Genomic DNA, 16,402 nt, shown 5'->3' with positions numbered 1-16,402 from the left:
TAGGCGGTCCTGCCCCTACCCCCGCCCCTCCACCAGCCCCGACTGCACCAGCGGATTCCCCCGTCGCCGCGTGACGAAGACCCCGCGCCCCGGAGGCATCGGGCGCGGGCGGACGTTGCCGAGGACATCGCCCTCGACGGGGTCGCCCGAGAGCATCAGGCCCTGGGCGCCCAGCTCCGTGATCCGCTGCATGAACGGTTCGTACAGGGCCCGTCCGGCGCCGGCCGTGCTGCGGGTGATGATGAACCGGACACCGACGTCACGCGAGAAGGGCAGCATCTCCGTGAGCTTGGACAGGGGGTTCCCGCTGGAGGTGGAGACCAGGTCGTAGTCGTCGACGACCACGTACACCGTCGGGCCGCTCCACCAGTTGCGCTCGCGGAGTTGCCGGGCCGTGACATCGGGTGACGGCGTGCGGCGGTTCATCAGGTCGTACAGCGCGTCGACGTGGTGCTCCATGTTGTTGGACATGGGCACGTACTCCGCCAGGTGCGAGGCCGGGGTGACGTCGAGGAGCGCCCGACGGTTGTCGATGACGAAGAACTTGCAGGTGCTCCCGTCGTAGCGCTCGGTCAACTGCTTGATGAGCAGCCGCAGCAGATTGGACTTGCCGGACTCGCTCTCGCCGAACACCAGGAAGAACGGGTCCCGCTCGAAGTCGAGGTAGACCGGCTCCAGGTTGTTCTCGTCGATGCCGAACGCGATGCCGCGCTCCGGGTGCGCGTCGCCCGCGGGCAGTTCGCGCGCCGGGAGTTCGCGCGGCAGCAGCCGGACCTCCGGCGCGCGGGCCGCGGTCCAGTGGCGGGCGACCTCCTGGTTCATGGCCGCGGTCGCCTCGGAGAGATCGCTGTCGGAGTTGATGCCGTCGATCCGCGGCACCGCCGCCATGAAGTGCAGCTTCTCCGGCGTGAGGCCGCGGCCGGGCACGCCGGGCGGCACGTTGACCGCGGCCTTGCGGTCCAGCTCGGAGTCCATGACGTCGCCGAGCCGCAGTTCGAGCCGGTTCATCAGGTGGTCCTTGAGGTTGGCCCGGACCTCCATGGAGCGTGACGCGGTGACGACCAGGTGGATGCCGTAGCCGAGGCCGCGCGCCGCGATGTCCACGGCCGCCGCCTCCAGCCCCTCGTAATCCGTACGGAAACTGCCCCACCCGTCGATGAGCAGGAAGACGTCGCCCCACGGCTGGTCCGTCGCCGAGATGTCGCCGCGCGCCCGCAGCCTGCGGAAGGTGGCGATGGAGTCGATGCCCGCACTGCGGAAGTACTCCTCGCGCCGCGCCATGATCCCGTACACCTCGGCCACCGTCCGCCGCACCCGTTCCGGGTCGAGCCGCGAGGCGACACCGCCGACGTGCGGCAGACCGGCGATGGACGCCATGCCGCCGCCACCGAAGTCGAGTCCGTAGAACTGGACCTCCTGGGGCGTGTGGGTCAGCGCGAAGCCCGCGACGAGCGTGCGCAACAGCGTGGACTTGCCGGACTGCGGACCACCGGTGATCTGCATGTGGCCCGCGGCACCGGAGAAGTCCCGGTAGAGCGTGTCGCGCCGCTGCTCGTACGGCTTGTCGACCACCCCGAGCGGTACGACGAGACGGCCCGAACCCTCGAACCCCGGCTGCGTCAGCCCCCGGCCCTCGACCGCGCAGAGCCCCGGCAGGAGCCCGTCCAGCGACGGCGGATTGTCCAGCGGCGGAAGCCACACCTGGTGCGCGGAGGCCCCCCGGCCCTCCAGCCTGCGCACGATCACGTCGAGCACCGTGTCCGCCAGCGCGTCGTCCTCGGCCGTACGCGCGTCCGGCACCGCGGCCCCGGCCGGCGCACCCGGCTCCACGTACCGCACCGGCACCGGGGCCGCCGTGAACAGCACCGGCCTGCGGTCCACCGGCAGCGGGCCGGAGGACACGGCCGGACGGCCGCCCGAGCGGTACACCCCGGAGACGTACGCGGCCTTGAAGCGCACCATCTCGTCCGTGCCGTGCTTCAGATAGCCGGAACCGGGGACGTTGGGCAGGTGGTAGGCGTCCGGCACGCCCAGCGCGGCCCGGGACTCGCCCGCCGAGAAGGTGCGCAGGCCGACCCGGTACGACAGATAGGTCTCCAGACCGCGCAGCCGCCCCTCTTCGAGGCGCTGCGAGGCCAGCAGCAGATGGACGCCCAGCGAACGCCCGATGCGTCCGATCTGCACGAACATCTCGATGAAGTCGGGCTTGGCGGTCAGCAGTTCGCTGAACTCGTCGATGACCAGGACGAGCGAGGGGATGGGCTGCAACGGAGCACCCGCGGCGCGCGCCTTCTCGTAGTCGTGGATGTTGGCGTAGTTGCCGGCATCGCGCAGCATCTCCTGGCGGCGGTTGAGCTCACCGCTGATGGAGTCGCCCATCCGGTCGACCAGCGTCAGATCGTCCGCGAGGTTGGTGATCACCGCCGCGACGTGGGGCATCTGCGCCATCCCGGCGAAGGTGGCACCGCCCTTGAAGTCCGCGAGGACGAAGTTGAGCGTCTCCGAGGTGTGGGTGACGGCGAGGCCGAGGACGAGCGTACGCAGCAGCTCGGACTTGCCGGAGCCGGTGGCGCCGACGCAGAGCCCGTGCGGACCCATCCCTTCCTGCGCCGCCTCCTTGAGGTCCAGCATCACGGGCGCGCCGTCCTCGCCGACGCCGATCGGGACGCGCAGCCGCTCCGACCGGGAGCGGGCCCGCCAGGTCCTGCCGACATCGATCGAGGCCGCGTCACCGAGGTTCAGCAGCTCGGTGAATTCGAGGTTGGCGAGCAGCGGCTCCTCGTCGTCCCCGCCCGAGGACATGTGCAGCGGCGCCAGCTGCCGGGCCAGCGCCTCGGCGGCCTCCGGGCCGAGCAGGTCGGGCAGCCCGTCGTAGACCAGACCGTGCCCGGACTCCAGCCGCAGGGCGTGCGGGTGCACCACGACGGACAGGCCGCCGCGTGCCTCCATGACCTCGCCCGGTACGACCTCGACCACGGTCACGCCCTGGAGGCCCTCGGCCGTGGCGAGCACCGAGACCGGCGACACGGAACGGCCGTCGAGCACGACGACCACATGCGGCTGGTCCATCAGCGGCTGGCCGTCGGGCTGGAAACGCGGCCGCCCGTCGAGCCGGCCCGCGAGCAGCTCCTCCAGCTCACCGACGCTCGTGGTGATCAGACGGCGGACGCCCGCGCCGTCGACGGACCCCGGGACCCGGACGTGCGGAAGCCACTTCGCCCACTCCCAGAGCGGGGCCGCCTCCCGGTCCGTCGCGATGGCGACGACCAGGTCCTCGGGGGAGTGCAGCGACGCCAGCGAGCCGACCATCGCACGGGCCGCGGACCGTACGGACTCCGCGTCCCCACTGACCGTCAGGTGGTAGAAGGCGCGCAGCGACACCGCCATGGGCAGGCCGTCCAGGGTGCCGTGGGTCGTCAGGAACTGCTGCATCGCCCCCGCCGTCAGCGGCTCCAGCTCGTCGACCGGCGCCGTCTGCGGCGCGACGAGCGGGGTGGCGAGCTCCTGGCTGCCCAGACCGATGCGCACCTGCGCGAAGTCGGCGTCACCGACCCGGCGCTCCCAGACCCGGCTCCCCTCGGCGACGAGCGCCCACAACTGGTCCGGGGACGGATGGAGATAGAACTGCGCGTCACGCTGTTTGCGGGCCGTCCTCAGCACGGCGCGCCTGGTCTGCGTCAGGTACTTGAGATAGTCGCGCCGCATGTCCGCGAGCTGCCCCTGGGTGCCCCGCCGGAAGCGGACCATCATCGCGACGGCCATGGCGACCGTCGACGCGACCATGATGATGCCCATGATCCGCATGATCGGGTTCGGCGTCATGAAGAAGAAGACGACGGAACCGCCCATGCCGAGCATCGGCAGCAACTGCATCATCACCCCCTCCTGCTGACCGCGAGGAAGTTCGGGCGGCGGTTGCAACTGCACCTGATCGTTCGGCACTTCGGAGGGCAGGGCCCGTGGTGGGCGCTTGACGACGATCTGGCTCACGGCTCACCAATTCCCTTGCCGGACAGAACTGTTCGTATCGGCGCCCCCGTGGCGACGGGTTCCATCCGCGGGAGGATCCTACTGGCGTCCGGCGGGACACCGGGAGCGGTAGGGTGTCGCGACGCGTGTAAGCATTTGCTAACTACCGCAAGGAAACGGTCATTCGGGGTACGAGCGCGGACCGCGACCCCGGAGCCCGTTCCACGCGGACGACGAGGGGGAGCAGCGGGTGACTACGACGGCCCGAGCGGTGGCCACCGGACAGGGCGGCCAGGGAACCGGAGTTCCGGCCGGCGACGGGACCGGGTTCTGCCGGGTCACTGTCGTCGCGCCCGACAGCCGCGTCGACGTGGCCCTGCCCGAGGACATCCCCGTCGCCGACCTGTACCCCGAGATCCTCCGGCTGTCGGGACAGAACCCCGCCCAGGGCGCCCCGGTCGGCTACCACCTGGTGCGCCGCGACGGCACCGTCCTCGACAGCGGGCGCACCCTGGCCGGCCAGCGCATCCTCGACGGCGAGCTGCTGTCCCTGCGCCCCTTCGCCGAGTCCCTGCCGCCCGCCGTCTTCGACGACGTCTCCGACGCGGTCGCCTCCGCCGTCGCCAGGGACCGCAGCCTCTGGGACGACGGCCTCATGCGCGGAGCCGGGCTCTTCGCCGGATCGCTCCTGCTGGTCCTGCTCGGCTTCGTGCTGTGGAACTCCGGGCCCCGGCACGACATGCACGGGCTGCCGGGCGTCCTCGCCGCGATCGTCGCCGTACTCGCCCTGGCGCTCGCCTGCGTGCGCGCACGGGTGTACGACGACCGGGGCTCGGCCACGGCCCTGGGCATCGGTGCGCTCGCGAACGCCGCGGTCTCCGGGGCGGGGCTGCTGTCGCTCGGCGAGGGCCAGGGCATCGGCCGGCTCCAGTTCCTGCTCGCCTGCGCCGCCGTGCTGGTGGCCGCGGTGGTCCTCATGATCGCCGCCCCGGGCGGGGACGGCGTCTTCGTCGCCTTCGTGTTCGCGGCAGCCATCGGCCTGCTGGTGACCTTCGTCGCGATCATGACCGGCATGGCGCCCGTCGAGACCGCCGCGGTGTGCGCCCCGCTATCCGTGGGCACCCTCGCCTTCCTGCCCGGCCTCTCCGCCCGCTTCGCCCGTCTTCCCATCGGCTTCGAGCCGCCCCGCACCACCGCCGGTGACTACGGGACGTCCGAACCCGCGCCGCAGGGCCCGGTCGACGCCGACCGCATCGCCGCCCAGGCACGGCGCGGCCACGAACTGCTCCTCGGCCTGGTCGGCGGCTGCGCGCTGGTGACCGTGGGCGCCGCCGCGGTCCTGGGCTTCTCGGACGACGTCCGGGCCCAGCTGCTGGCGCTCGCCACCGGGACCGCCATGGTGATGCGGTCCCAGCTGTTCCGCTACACCGCCCAGGTCGGCTGCGTGCTGGCGGCGGGCCTGGGCGCACTCGTGCTGCTGGGCCTCGGCCTCTCCCTCAACCCCCCGGCCGACCTGGTGCGCGAGGCCCTCGCGGGGGACAGCACGGCGCTGGACATCCGTACGATCTGGCTCGCCGCGGCCGTCGCGGCCGCCGCCGCCCTGGTCACCGCCGTCGGGCTGATCGTCCCGCGCAAGGGGGTCACCCCGTTCTGGGGACGCTTCCTGGAGATCGCCGAAGCGTGTGTCCTCCTCACCCTGATCCCGCTGTGCCTCGCCGTCTTCGACCTCTACCACTCGATCCGCGCGCTCACCAGCTGACCCGGGCACCACGGCCCGGCACGGGGACGGGGCCGCGCCCCCCCCGCGCCCGGGGCGTCGGCCCCGGCCGAACCGGCTCAGCCGTACTGGTACGCTGTGTGACGGCCGTTTGTGTACGCCCTTCCGGATCATGCTGGGAGCTGCGCTCATCGGACCTTCGCCTCCGAGTCATGGAAGCTCCCCTGCGATCAAGACCAGGGGCACTCGTGGGCGCATCGAACATCAAAGAGGAGTACGCGTGCCGCTCGACGCCGCTACGAAGAAGCAGATCATGTCCGAGTTCGCCCAGAAGGAGGGTGACACCGGATCTCCCGAGGTCCAGGTCGCGATGCTCTCCCGCCGGATCTCGGACCTGACGGAGCACCTCAAGACGCACAAGCACGACCACCACTCCCGTCGTGGTCTGCTGATCCTGGTCGGCCAGCGTCGCCGCCTCCTTCAGTACCTGGCCAAGAAGGACATCCAGCGCTTCCGTGCCCTGGTCGACCGCCTCGGCATCCGCCGCGGTGCGGCCGGCGGCGCCAAGTAGTTCGCCGTGAAGGGAGCGGTTCCCACGACTGAGGGGGCCGCTCCCTTTGCCGTACGTACGATGGTGCGTACACGCGCGCGCACGGCACGTGACGGGCTCGCCCGCACGGCCGGAATGCCGAGCACAACCGAATCTCAGTAACCTGGTCGGAGAACGACCGACAGACGAGCGAGAAGCAGACCTCCCCGCCGCCGGTCCTCGGTAGTGGCCCCCGGACTCATCGACCCGGGTGCTTCGATCGAAGACCGGCCCGCCGACGGAGGGCTTCTCCGCTACCGTCCCCCGCCACACGGGCGCGGGGGCGCGAAGACGCTATGTATCGGAGAAAACGCTAGTGGAGAACGAGACCCACTACGCCGAGGCCGTTATCGACAACGGAACCTTCGGCACCCGCACCATCCGCTTCGAGACGGGCCGCCTGGCCAAGCAGGCCGCCGGCTCCGCCGTCGCGTACCTGGACGACGACACCATGGTGCTGTCGGCCACCACAGCTTCCAAGAAGCCCAAGGACCAGCTCGACTTCTTCCCCCTCACGGTGGACGTCGAGGAGCGGCAGTACGCCGCCGGCAAGATCCCCGGCTCCTTCTTCCGTCGCGAGGGCCGGCCCTCCGAGGACGCGATCCTCACCTGCCGCCTGATCGACCGCCCGCTGCGCCCCTCCTTCAAGAAGGGCCTGCGCAACGAGATCCAGATCGTCGAGACGATCATGGCGCTCAACCCCGACCACCTGTACGACGTGGTCGCGATCAACGCCGCCTCCTGCTCCACGCAGCTGGCCGGCCTGCCCTTCTCCGGCCCGGTCGGCGGCACCCGTGTCGCCCTGATCAAGGGCCAGTGGGTCGCCTTCCCGACGCACACCGAGCTTGAGGACGCCGTCTTCGACATGGTCGTCGCCGGTCGCGTCCTGGAGGACGGCGATGTCGCGATCATGATGGTCGAGGCCGAGGCCACCGAGAAGACCATCCAGCTCGTCAAGGACGGCGCCGAGGCCCCGACCGAGGAGGTCGTCGCCGCCGGTCTGGAAGCCGCGAAGCCCTTCATCAAGGTCCTCTGCAAGGCCCAGTCGGACCTCGCCGCCAAGGCCGCCAAGCCCACCGGCGACTTCCCGGTCTTCCTGGACTACCAGGACGACGTCTTCGAGGCGCTCGCCGCCGCCGTGACGTCCGAGCTGGCCCAGGCGCTCACCATCGCGGGCAAGCAGGACCGCGAGGCCGAGCTGGACCGCGTCAAGGAGATCGCCGCCGAGAAGCTCCTCCCGGCCTTCGAGGGCCGCGAGAAGGAGATCTCCGCCGCGTACCGCGCGCTGACCAAGAAGCTGGTCCGCGAGCGCGTCATCAAGGACAAGGTCCGCATCGACGGCCGCGGCGTGACGGACATCCGTACGCTCGCCGCCGAGGTCGAGGCCATCCCGCGGGTGCACGGCTCGGCGCTCTTCGAGCGTGGCGAGACCCAGATCCTGGGCGTCACCACCCTCAACATGCTCCGCATGGAGCAGCAGCTGGACACCCTCTCCCCGGTGACCCGCAAGCGCTACATGCACAACTACAACTTCCCGCCGTACTCCGTCGGTGAGACCGGCCGCGTGGGCTCGCCCAAGCGCCGCGAGATCGGCCACGGCGCGCTCGCCGAGCGCGCCATCGTGCCGGTGCTGCCGACGCGCGAGGAGTTCCCCTACGCGATCCGCCAGGTCTCCGAGGCGCTGGGCTCCAACGGCTCGACGTCCATGGGCTCGGTCTGCGCCTCCACCATGTCGCTGCTGAACGCCGGTGTGCCGCTCAAGGCCGCCGTCGCCGGTATCGCCATGGGCCTGATCTCCCAGGAGATCGACGGCAAGACCCACTACGTCGCCCTCACCGACATCCTCGGTGCGGAGGACGCCTTCGGTGACATGGACTTCAAGGTCGCCGGTACGAAGCAGTTCGTCACCGCGCTCCAGCTCGACACCAAGCTCGACGGCATCCCCGCCTCGGTCCTGGCCGCCGCGCTGAAGCAGGCCCGCGACGCCCGCCTCCACATCCTCGACGTGATGAACGAGGCCATCGACGTCCCGGACGAGATGTCCCCGAACGCCCCGCGGATCATCACCGTCAAGATCCCGGTGGACAAGATCGGTGAGGTCATCGGCCCCAAGGGCAAGATGATCAACCAGATCCAGGAGGACACCGGCGCCGACATCACGATCGAGGACGACGGCACCATCTACATCGGTGCCGCCGACGGACCGGCCGCCGAGGCCGCCCGCGCCACGATCAACTCGATCGCCAACCCGACCATGCCGGAGGTCGGCGAGCGCTACCTGGGTACGGTCGTCAAGACCACCACCTTCGGTGCCTTCGTCTCCCTCATGCCCGGCAAGGACGGCCTGCTGCACATCTCGCAGATCCGCAAGCTCGCCGGTGGCAAGCGCGTGGAGAACGTCGAGGACGTGCTCGGTGTCGGCACCAAGGTCCAGGTCGAGATCGCCGAGATCGACTCCCGCGGCAAGCTCTCCCTGATCCCGGTCATCGAGGGCGAAGAGGACGAGAAGAAGGACGACGCCGCCAAGTGACGTCCCGTAGTTCCGTGACGACGGCCCGCGCCTCCTCCGAGGCGCGGGCCGTCGCCCGTACCCAAACGCTTCTCAAGGGCACCAACGGCATCGGGACGGTCCGCCGCACCGTCCTGCCCGGCGGCCTCCGGGTCGTCACCGAGACCCTGCCCTCCGTCCGCTCCGCCACCTTCGGCATCTGGGCCAACGTCGGATCACGCGACGAGACCCCCACGCTGAACGGCGCGACGCACTACCTCGAACACCTCCTCTTCAAGGGCACCGCCAAGCGCAGCGCCCTCGACATCTCCGCCGCGCTGGACGCGGTCGGCGGCGAGATGAACGCCTTCACGGCGAAGGAGTACACCTGTTACTACGCGCGGGTTCTCGACACCGACCTGCCGCTGGCCATCGACGTCGTCTGCGACATGCTGACCGGCTCGCTGATCACCGCCGAGGACGTCGACGCCGAGCGCGGGGTCATCCTCGAAGAGATCGCGATGACCGAGGACGACCCGGGCGACTGCGTGCACGACCTCTTCGCCCACACCATGCTCGGCGACACCCCGCTCGGCCGGCCGGTCCTCGGCACCGTCGACACCATCAACGCGCTCGACCGCGGCCGGATCGCCCGCTTCTACAAGAAGCACTACGACCCCACCCACCTGGTCGTCGCCGCCGCGGGCAACATCGACCACGCCACGGTCGTACGCCAGGTCCGCAAGGCGTTCGAGCGGGCGGGCGCCCTGTCCCGCACCGACGCCGTCCCGGTCGCCCCGCGCCAGGGCAACCGCACCCTGCGCACCGCGGGCCGGGTGGAACTGCTCGACCGCAAGACCGAGCAGGCCCACGTCGTCCTCGGCGTCCCCGGCCTGGCCCGCACCGACGACCGCCGCTGGGCGCTGGGCGTCCTCAACACCGCACTCGGCGGCGGCATGAGCTCACGCCTCTTCCAGGAGGTACGGGAGAAGCGCGGCCTCGCCTACAGCGTGTACTCCTACACCTCGGGCTTCGCCGACTGCGGACTCTTCGGGGTGTACGCGGGCTGCCGGCCCAGCCAGGTCCACGACGTCCTCAAGATCTGCCGGGACGAACTGGACCGGGTGGCCTCCGAGGGGCTGAGCGACGAGGAGATCGGCCGCGCCATCGGCCAGCTCTCCGGCTCGACCGTCCTCGGGCTGGAGGACACCGGCGCGCTGATGAACCGCATCGGCAAGAGTGAGCTGTGCTGGGGCGACCAGATGTCGGTCGACGACATGCTGGCCCGGATGGCGCGGGTCACGCCCGACGACGTCCGCGAGGTCGCGGCCGAGGTCCTCGGACACCGTCCGTCCCTCTCCGTCATCGGCCCGCTCAAGGACAAGCAGGCCGGCCGCCTCGAAGAAGCGGTCTCCTAACTCCACCGTTAAGGAAGCAGAGCAATGAGCAAGCTGCGCGTGGCCGTTCTCGGCGCCAAGGGCCGTATCGGCTCCGAGGCGGTACGAGCCGTCGAGGCCGCCGACGACATGGAACTGGTCGCCGCGCTGGGGCGCGGCGACGGGCTGGAGACCCTCACGGAGTCCGGCGCCCAGGTCGTCGTCGAGCTCACCACCCCCGCGTCCGTGATGGACAACCTCGACTTCTGCGTCCGGCACGGAATCCACGCCGTGGTCGGTACGACGGGCTGGTCCGAGGAACGGCTCGCGCAGCTGAACACCTGGCTCTCCGGCTCCCCGGAGACCGGTGTGCTCATCGCGCCGAACTTCTCCATCGGCGCCGTCCTCACCATGAAGTTCGCGGAGCAGGCCGCCCGCTACTTCGAGTCCGTCGAGGTCGTCGAACTGCACCACCCCAACAAGGTCGACGCCCCCTCGGGCACCGCCACCCGCACCGCCCAGCTGATCGCCGAGGCCCGGCGCAAGGCCGGCTGCGCCCCGCAGCCGGACGCCACCACCACGGCCCTGGACGGTGCCCGCGGCGCGGACGTCGACGGAGTCCCGGTCCACGCGGTCCGGCTCCGCGGCCTCCTCGCCCACCAGGAAGTACTGCTCGGAGCCGAGGGCGAGACGCTCACCATCCGCCACGACTCCCTGCACCACAGCAGCTTCATGCCGGGCATCCTGCTCGGCGCACGCCGTGTGGTGACCACTCCCGGCCTCACGTTCGGCCTGGAACACTTCCTCGACCTGAACTGACTGAGCCCTGCCATGCGTGCAAAGATCACTTACTTCGTCACCGCCGCCGTCCTGGTCTTCTACTTCGCCCTGGTCGGCAGCCGTGGCGTACTGCTCATCCGGCACGGCACGCTGCTGACGGTCGCCTTCGGGGTCGCGGTGCTGATCCTGCCGGTGATCGGCATCTGGTTCCTCTGGAAGAACACCCAGTTCGTGTCGCGGGCGAACGCGCTGGCGGCGGAGCTCGACGCGGAGGGCGGCCTGCCGGTCGACGAACTGGTCCGCACCCCGTCCGGCCGCATCGACCGCGACTCGGCGGACGCGGTGTTCGCCCGCCGCCGCGAGGAGGCCGAGGACGCCCCGGACGACTGGCGCTGCTGGTTCCGCCTGGCCGTCGCCTACCAGGACGCCAGGGACACCCCGCGGGCCCGGAAGGCCATGCAGCGGGCCATCGCCCTGCACATGAAGGAAGCCCGGCCCGGCACTCCCTGAACGGGGGTGCCGGACCGGGCTTCGGGCCGGGGGCTCAGGCCTGCCGGTACTCGTCCCCCCACGCCTCCACCGTGTCGGCCGCGCGGTCGAAGGCCTCGGCCCGCGTCAGGAAGTCGGCGTTGCTGTCGGTGAGCAGCGGCCCGAGCGCATCGCCCCCCTGGCGCACCACGATCAGCGCCTGGCCCTGGACCGTGCGCGGGAAACCGAGCCACTTCACCGGCTGCTGCACGGTACGGATGGCGGTGACCCGGTTCCACGGCACGGTCACCGTGGTGAAGAAGCCGACCCGGCGCACGCCGTGCCGGCTGACCCAGGCGCCGACCCTCAGGAGCCGCAGCGCGCAGGCGATGACCACGAGGGCCAGCGCCATGCACACCGCTGCGCCGGCCAGTGCCCCGGCGAAGGCGATGACCATCCCCGCGAGCAGGACGAAGGACGCGAGCAGCAGCAGGAAGGCCGCGGCCGCGACCCGCCAGGGTCCAGGACGGTACGGACGCCGCCAGCTGTCGTGGTCGTCGAACGGCAGCGCGATGTCCTCGGCGCTCGCGTCAAACGCGCGGTCGGCCGTCAGAAAGGGCAGGGGCACGACTGATCCTCACTCACAAACACGCTCGATTGCTGTGCCCGGTGAGGCTACCGAGGAGATCACCGCCCCGACCACCCCAGGGGGTCCGTACGAGTCAGTGCCCGGGGGTGGCCTCGGTCTGTTCGGTGTGCGAGGGGCTCTGGGCGGGGCTGAGCGCGGGCAGGCCGAGGATCAGCGACCCGACGAGGCCGGCGACCACCGTCAGTCCGACGAGGGAGCGCGCGGCCAGCTGGGAGACGCTCGCGCGCTCCCGCGGGGGCGGGGTGACGTTGCTGCGGAATCGGTCGCTCTCGGCCACGAACGAGAACGGGACGGCTTCGCGCCGGCGGAACATGAGGAAGGTCTCCTTGAACTCTGTTACGGATGCTGCTATTGAGTCAGACGCGTGGCGGGCCCGATCGGTGCCCCGAATCACCGAATTCGTCGAAGAAATCCCTGGAAGGCCCTTCCGGACCCGGTTGTCGGTGGTGGCCCGTAGAGTGGGCGCCGCCCGAGCGACGCAACTGGAAGGACCCCGCCGGTGACCGAGACCCCCGAGCCCGCAAAGCCCAGCTTCCGCAGTGATGTCACCGTCGAGCTGGTCAAACACGCCGCGGGCGACTCCGACGTCCTGTTCGCGGCCCGCGTCTCCACGGCCGGTGAGCAGTCCCTGGAGGAGGTCACCAAGGACCCCGAGCGTTCCAAGGGCCTCATCAACTACCTGATGCGCGACCGCCACGGCAGCCCGTTCGAGCACAACTCGATGACCTTCTTCATCAGCGCCCCGATCTTCGTGTTCCGGGAGTTCATGCGCCACCGCGTCGGCTGGTCGTACAACGAGGAATCGGGCCGCTACCGGGAGCTGGAGCCGGTCTTCTACGTCCCCGACGCCTCCCGCAAGCTGGTGCAGCAGGGCCGTCCCGGCAAGTACGAGTTCGTCGAGGGCACCCGGGCCCAGCAGGAGCTCACCGGTCGCGTCATGGAGGACTCCTACCGCCAGGCGTACGAGGCGTACCAGGAGATGCTCGCCGCGGGAGTCGCGCGCGAGGTCGCCCGCTCCGTGCTCCCCGTCGGCCTGTTCTCCTCGATGTACGCCACGTGCAACGCCCGGTCGCTGATGCACTTCCTCGGCCTGCGCACCCAGCACGAGCTGGCGAAGGTGCCGTCCTTCCCGCAGCGCGAGATCGAGATGGTCGGCCAGCAGATGGAGGAGCACTGGGCCCGGCTCATGCCGCTCACCCATGCAGCCTTCAACAAAAACGGACGCGTAGCCCCGTAAGCGGTGTCCGTATTGCGGCGTTTCGTGAAGTTCATCTAGGCTGATCAAACGGACCCGGCACTGCTTGAACCCCCGAGCAGGCAGTGTCGGGCTCCTATCGCTTGTCCCCCCGAGGGGGCATTGGGCGCTGAGCAGCGAGTAGCGTGTTACCCATGGCTCCGATCTCCACTCCGCAGACCCCCTTCGGGCGGGTCCTCACCGCTATGGTCACGCCCTTCACGGCGGACGGCGCACTCGACCTCGACGGCGCCCAGCGGCTCGCCGTCCATCTGGTGGACGCAGGCAACGACGGCCTGGTCGTCAACGGCACCACCGGCGAGTCCCCGACCACCAGCGACGCGGAGAAGGACCAGCTCGTCAGGGCGGTTCTGGAAGCCGTGGGGGACCGGGCCCATGTCGTCGCCGGCATCGGCACCAACGACACCCGCCACAGCATCGAGCTGGCCCGTACGGCCGAACGCTCCGGCGCCCACGGCCTGCTCGCGGTGACGCCGTACTACAACAAGCCGCCGCAGGAAGGTCTCTTCCGCCACTTCACGGCCGTCGCCGATGCCACCGGCCTCCCGGTGATGCTCTACGACATTCCCGGCCGCAGCGGTGTGCCGATCGACACGGAGACGCTGGTACGGCTCGCCGAGCACCCGCGCATCGTCGCCAACAAGGACGCCAAGGGCGACCTGGGCCGTGCCGGCTGGGCCATCGCCCGCTCCGGCCTCGCCTGGTACTCCGGCGACGACATGCTGAACCTGCCGCTGCTCTCGGTCGGCGCCGTCGGATTCGTCTCCGTCGTCGGCCATGTCGTCACCCCCGACCTGCGCGCGCTCATCGAGGCGTACACCGGCGGCGACGTCCAGAAGGCCACGGAGATCCACCAGAAGCTCCTGCCGGTCTTCACCGGGATGTTCCGTACCCAGGGTGTGATCACCACCAAGGCCGCACTGGCCCTCCAGGGCCTCCCCGCCGGTCCGCTGCGACTGCCCCTGGTGGAACTCACGGCACAGGAAACGGCGCAGCTCAAGATCGATCTCGCGGCCGGCGGGGTAGAGCTGTAACCACAGACTTCACAACTGAATATGCGAAGAACACTCGCGAGAGCGACATCCAGACAACAGCAAGTGCACGAATGACATGCGCGCCACGTGCCCAAGCGGTACGTGGCGTGCGTGGTAAGGAGAGTCTTTTGAGTCATCCGCATCCCGAACTCGGCACCCCGCCGAAGCTCCCGAAGGGCGGCCTCCGCGTCACCCCGCTCGGCGGCCTCGGCGAAATCGGCCGCAACATGACGGTCTTCGAGTACGGCGGCCGCCTGCTCATCGTCGACTGCGGCGTCCTCTTCCCCGAGGAGGAGCAGCCCGGCATCGACCTGATCCTGCCGGACTTCACCACCATCCGGGACCGTCTCGACGACATCGAGGGCATCGTCCTCACGCACGGCCACGAGGACCACATCGGTGGTGTCCCGTATCTGCTGCGCCTGAAGCCGGACATCCCCCTCATCGGCTCCAAGCTGACCCTCGCGCTGATCGAGGCGAAGCTCCAGGAGCACCGCATCCGTCCGTACACCCTCGAAGTGGCGGAGGGGCAGCGCGAGCGCATCGGCGTGTTCGACTGCGAGTTCATCGCGGTCAACCACTCCATCCCGGACGCCCTCGCGGTCGCCATCCGTACGCCCGCGGGGATGGCCGTCGCGACCGGCGACTTCAAGATGGACCAGCTCCCGCTGGACGGCCGGCTCACCGACCTGCACGCCTTCGCCCGGCTGAGCGAGGAGGGCATCGACCTTCTCCTCTCCGACTCGACGAACGCGGAGGTGCCCGGCTTCGTACCGCCCGAGCGGGACATCTCCAACGTGCTGCGCACGGTCTTCGCCAATGCCCAGAAGCGCATCATCGTGGCGAGCTTCGCCAGCCACGTGCACCGCATCCAGCAGATCCTGGACGCGGCGCACGAGTACGGCCGCAGGGTCGCCTTCGTCGGCCGTTCGATGGTCCGCAACATGGGCATCGCCCGGGACCTCGGCTATCTGAAGGTCCCCGCGGGCCTGGTCGTCGATGTGAAGACCCTCGACGACCTGCCGGACGACGAGGTCGTGCTGGTCTGCACGGGTTCCCAGGGCGAGCCGATGGCCGCGCTGTCCCGGATGGCCAACCGCGACCACCAGATCCGGATCGTCCAGGGCGACACGGTGATCCTCGCGTCGTCGCTGATCCCGGGCAACGAGAACGCCGTCTACCGCGTGATCAACGGTCTGACCCGCTGGGGCGCCAACGTCGTCCACAAGGGCAACGCCAAGGTCCATGTCTCGGGCCACGCCTCGGCCGGCGAGCTGCTGTACTTCTACAACATCTGCAAGCCGAAGAACCTGATGCCGGTCCACGGCGAATGGCGCCACCTGCGGGCCAACGCCGAGCTGGGCGCGCTCACCGGCGTGCCCAAGGACCACATCGTCATCGCGGAGGACGGCGTGGTCGTCGACCTCATCGACGGCAAGGCCAAGATCGTCGGCAAGGTCCAGGCGGGCTATGTGTACGTCGACGGCCTCTCGGTCGGCGACGTCACCGAGACCTCGCTCAAGGACCGCCGCATCCTCGGTGACGAGGGCATCATCTCGGTCTTCATCGTGGTCGACAGCTCCAGCGGCAAGATCGTGGGCGGCCCGGACATCCACGCCCGTGGCTCCGGTATCGAGGACTCGGCATTCGGCGCCGTCGTGCCGAAGATCGAGGAAGCGATCAACAAGTCCGCCCAGGACGGCGTGCTGGAGCCTCACCAGGTCCAGCAGCTGGTCCGCCGCACGGTGGGCAAGTGGGTCTCCGACACCTACCGCCGGCGACCGATGATCCTTCCCGTCGTCGTCGAGGTCTGACCCCGGCAGGCGCGAACTCCGGAGCGGGGCCCCCGATTTGCATCGGGGCGCTCCGCTCCAGTACGTTTACGGCTCCGCCTGACCGGGAAGCGCCCAGCACACACGTGTGCCGCGAGCCTCCCGAGCGGGGCGGGAATTCCGACTCAGAACTTCTGATAAAGTCGGATCCGCCGAAAGGCAAGGCCACTCCAAAGGCCACCGGAATTCAAATTCGGACCGGAAACGGAACGAAAAAGAGTCTGGTAAGGTTGGAACCGCCGGAA

At 69.9% G+C, this 16,402-nt stretch carries 12 protein-coding genes; 9 read left to right on the top strand and 3 right to left on the bottom strand.

The window, feature by feature from the left end:
- Nucleotides 1-15: 15 nt before the first annotated feature.
- Nucleotides 16-3,990: a type VII secretion protein EccCa gene (gene eccCa / locus ACFVFH_RS25670; protein WP_383772759.1), complete on the bottom strand. Its 3,975-nt coding sequence runs from the start codon at nucleotides 3,988-3,990 to the stop codon at nucleotides 16-18.
- A 229-nt stretch (nucleotides 3,991-4,219) separates the two neighbouring features.
- Here eccCa and eccD point away from each other — a divergent pair, with 229 nt between their 5' ends.
- The 6 genes from eccD to ACFVFH_RS25640 all read left to right on the top strand — a co-directional run bounded on the left by eccD (nucleotide 4,220) and on the right by ACFVFH_RS25640 (nucleotide 11,429).
- The gene (gene eccD / locus ACFVFH_RS25665; protein WP_383772757.1) at nucleotides 4,220-5,728 is read left to right on the top strand and encodes a type VII secretion integral membrane protein EccD; all 1,509 of its coding nucleotides are present in this window, start codon (nucleotides 4,220-4,222) and stop codon (nucleotides 5,726-5,728) included.
- Between the two features lie 238 nt (nucleotides 5,729-5,966).
- Nucleotides 5,967-6,257 carry a 30S ribosomal protein S15 gene (gene rpsO / locus ACFVFH_RS25660; protein WP_003965855.1) on the top strand — a complete coding sequence of 97 codons (291 nt, stop codon included), beginning with the start codon at nucleotides 5,967-5,969 and terminating at the stop codon, nucleotides 6,255-6,257.
- Nucleotides 6,258-6,591: 334 nt separating this feature from the next.
- Nucleotides 6,592-8,805 carry a polyribonucleotide nucleotidyltransferase gene (locus ACFVFH_RS25655; protein ID WP_329813688.1) on the top strand — a complete coding sequence of 738 codons (2,214 nt, stop codon included), beginning with the start codon at nucleotides 6,592-6,594 and terminating at the stop codon, nucleotides 8,803-8,805.
- Nucleotides 8,802-10,181 (top strand): M16 family metallopeptidase, encoded by a 1,380-nt coding sequence (locus ACFVFH_RS25650; RefSeq protein ID WP_383772755.1) that lies wholly within the window; start codon nucleotides 8,802-8,804, stop codon nucleotides 10,179-10,181. Before ACFVFH_RS25655 ends, ACFVFH_RS25650 begins: the two co-directional genes overlap by 4 nt.
- Before the next feature lie 24 nt (nucleotides 10,182-10,205).
- On the top strand, nucleotides 10,206-10,958 hold the full coding sequence (gene dapB, locus ACFVFH_RS25645) for a 4-hydroxy-tetrahydrodipicolinate reductase (protein ID WP_383772753.1): 753 nt from the start codon (nucleotides 10,206-10,208) through the stop codon (nucleotides 10,956-10,958).
- A gap of 12 nt (nucleotides 10,959-10,970) precedes the next feature.
- Entirely contained in the window at nucleotides 10,971-11,429 is a 459-nt protein-coding gene (locus ACFVFH_RS25640; protein ID WP_383772751.1) for a hypothetical protein, read from the top strand.
- 34 nt (nucleotides 11,430-11,463) lie between these two features.
- Here the strand turns inward: ACFVFH_RS25640 and ACFVFH_RS25635 are convergent, their stop codons facing one another.
- Together ACFVFH_RS25635 and ACFVFH_RS25630 are read right to left on the bottom strand one after the other, a co-directional pair.
- Nucleotides 11,464-12,015, bottom strand: coding sequence for a hypothetical protein (locus tag ACFVFH_RS25635; RefSeq protein ID WP_383772749.1), 552 nt, complete (start codon nucleotides 12,013-12,015; stop codon nucleotides 11,464-11,466).
- Nucleotides 12,016-12,109: 94 nt separating this feature from the next.
- Nucleotides 12,110-12,349, bottom strand: coding sequence for a hypothetical protein (locus tag ACFVFH_RS25630; RefSeq protein ID WP_383772747.1), 240 nt, complete (start codon nucleotides 12,347-12,349; stop codon nucleotides 12,110-12,112).
- Between the two features lie 186 nt (nucleotides 12,350-12,535).
- On the opposite strand from ACFVFH_RS25630, the gene thyX reads away from it, so the two are divergent.
- From thyX to ACFVFH_RS25615, 3 genes are all read left to right on the top strand, one after another.
- Nucleotides 12,536-13,273, top strand: coding sequence for an FAD-dependent thymidylate synthase (gene thyX, locus ACFVFH_RS25625; RefSeq protein ID WP_383772745.1), 738 nt, complete (start codon nucleotides 12,536-12,538; stop codon nucleotides 13,271-13,273).
- Between the two features lie 152 nt (nucleotides 13,274-13,425).
- On the top strand, nucleotides 13,426-14,325 hold the full coding sequence (gene dapA / locus ACFVFH_RS25620) for a 4-hydroxy-tetrahydrodipicolinate synthase (RefSeq protein ID WP_383772743.1): 900 nt from the start codon (nucleotides 13,426-13,428) through the stop codon (nucleotides 14,323-14,325).
- Between the two features lie 128 nt (nucleotides 14,326-14,453).
- On the top strand, nucleotides 14,454-16,139 hold the full coding sequence (locus ACFVFH_RS25615) for a ribonuclease J (RefSeq protein ID WP_383772741.1): 1,686 nt from the start codon (nucleotides 14,454-14,456) through the stop codon (nucleotides 16,137-16,139).
- The last annotated feature ends 263 nt before the right edge of the window (nucleotides 16,140-16,402 follow it).

The sequence above is a fragment of the Streptomyces sp. NPDC057697 genome (assembly GCF_042799335.1).
Lineage (GTDB): Bacteria > Actinomycetota > Actinomycetes > Streptomycetales > Streptomycetaceae > Streptomyces.
Note: the sequence above shows the minus strand (reverse complement) of the source record. Positions and strands in the feature narration are given on the sequence as shown.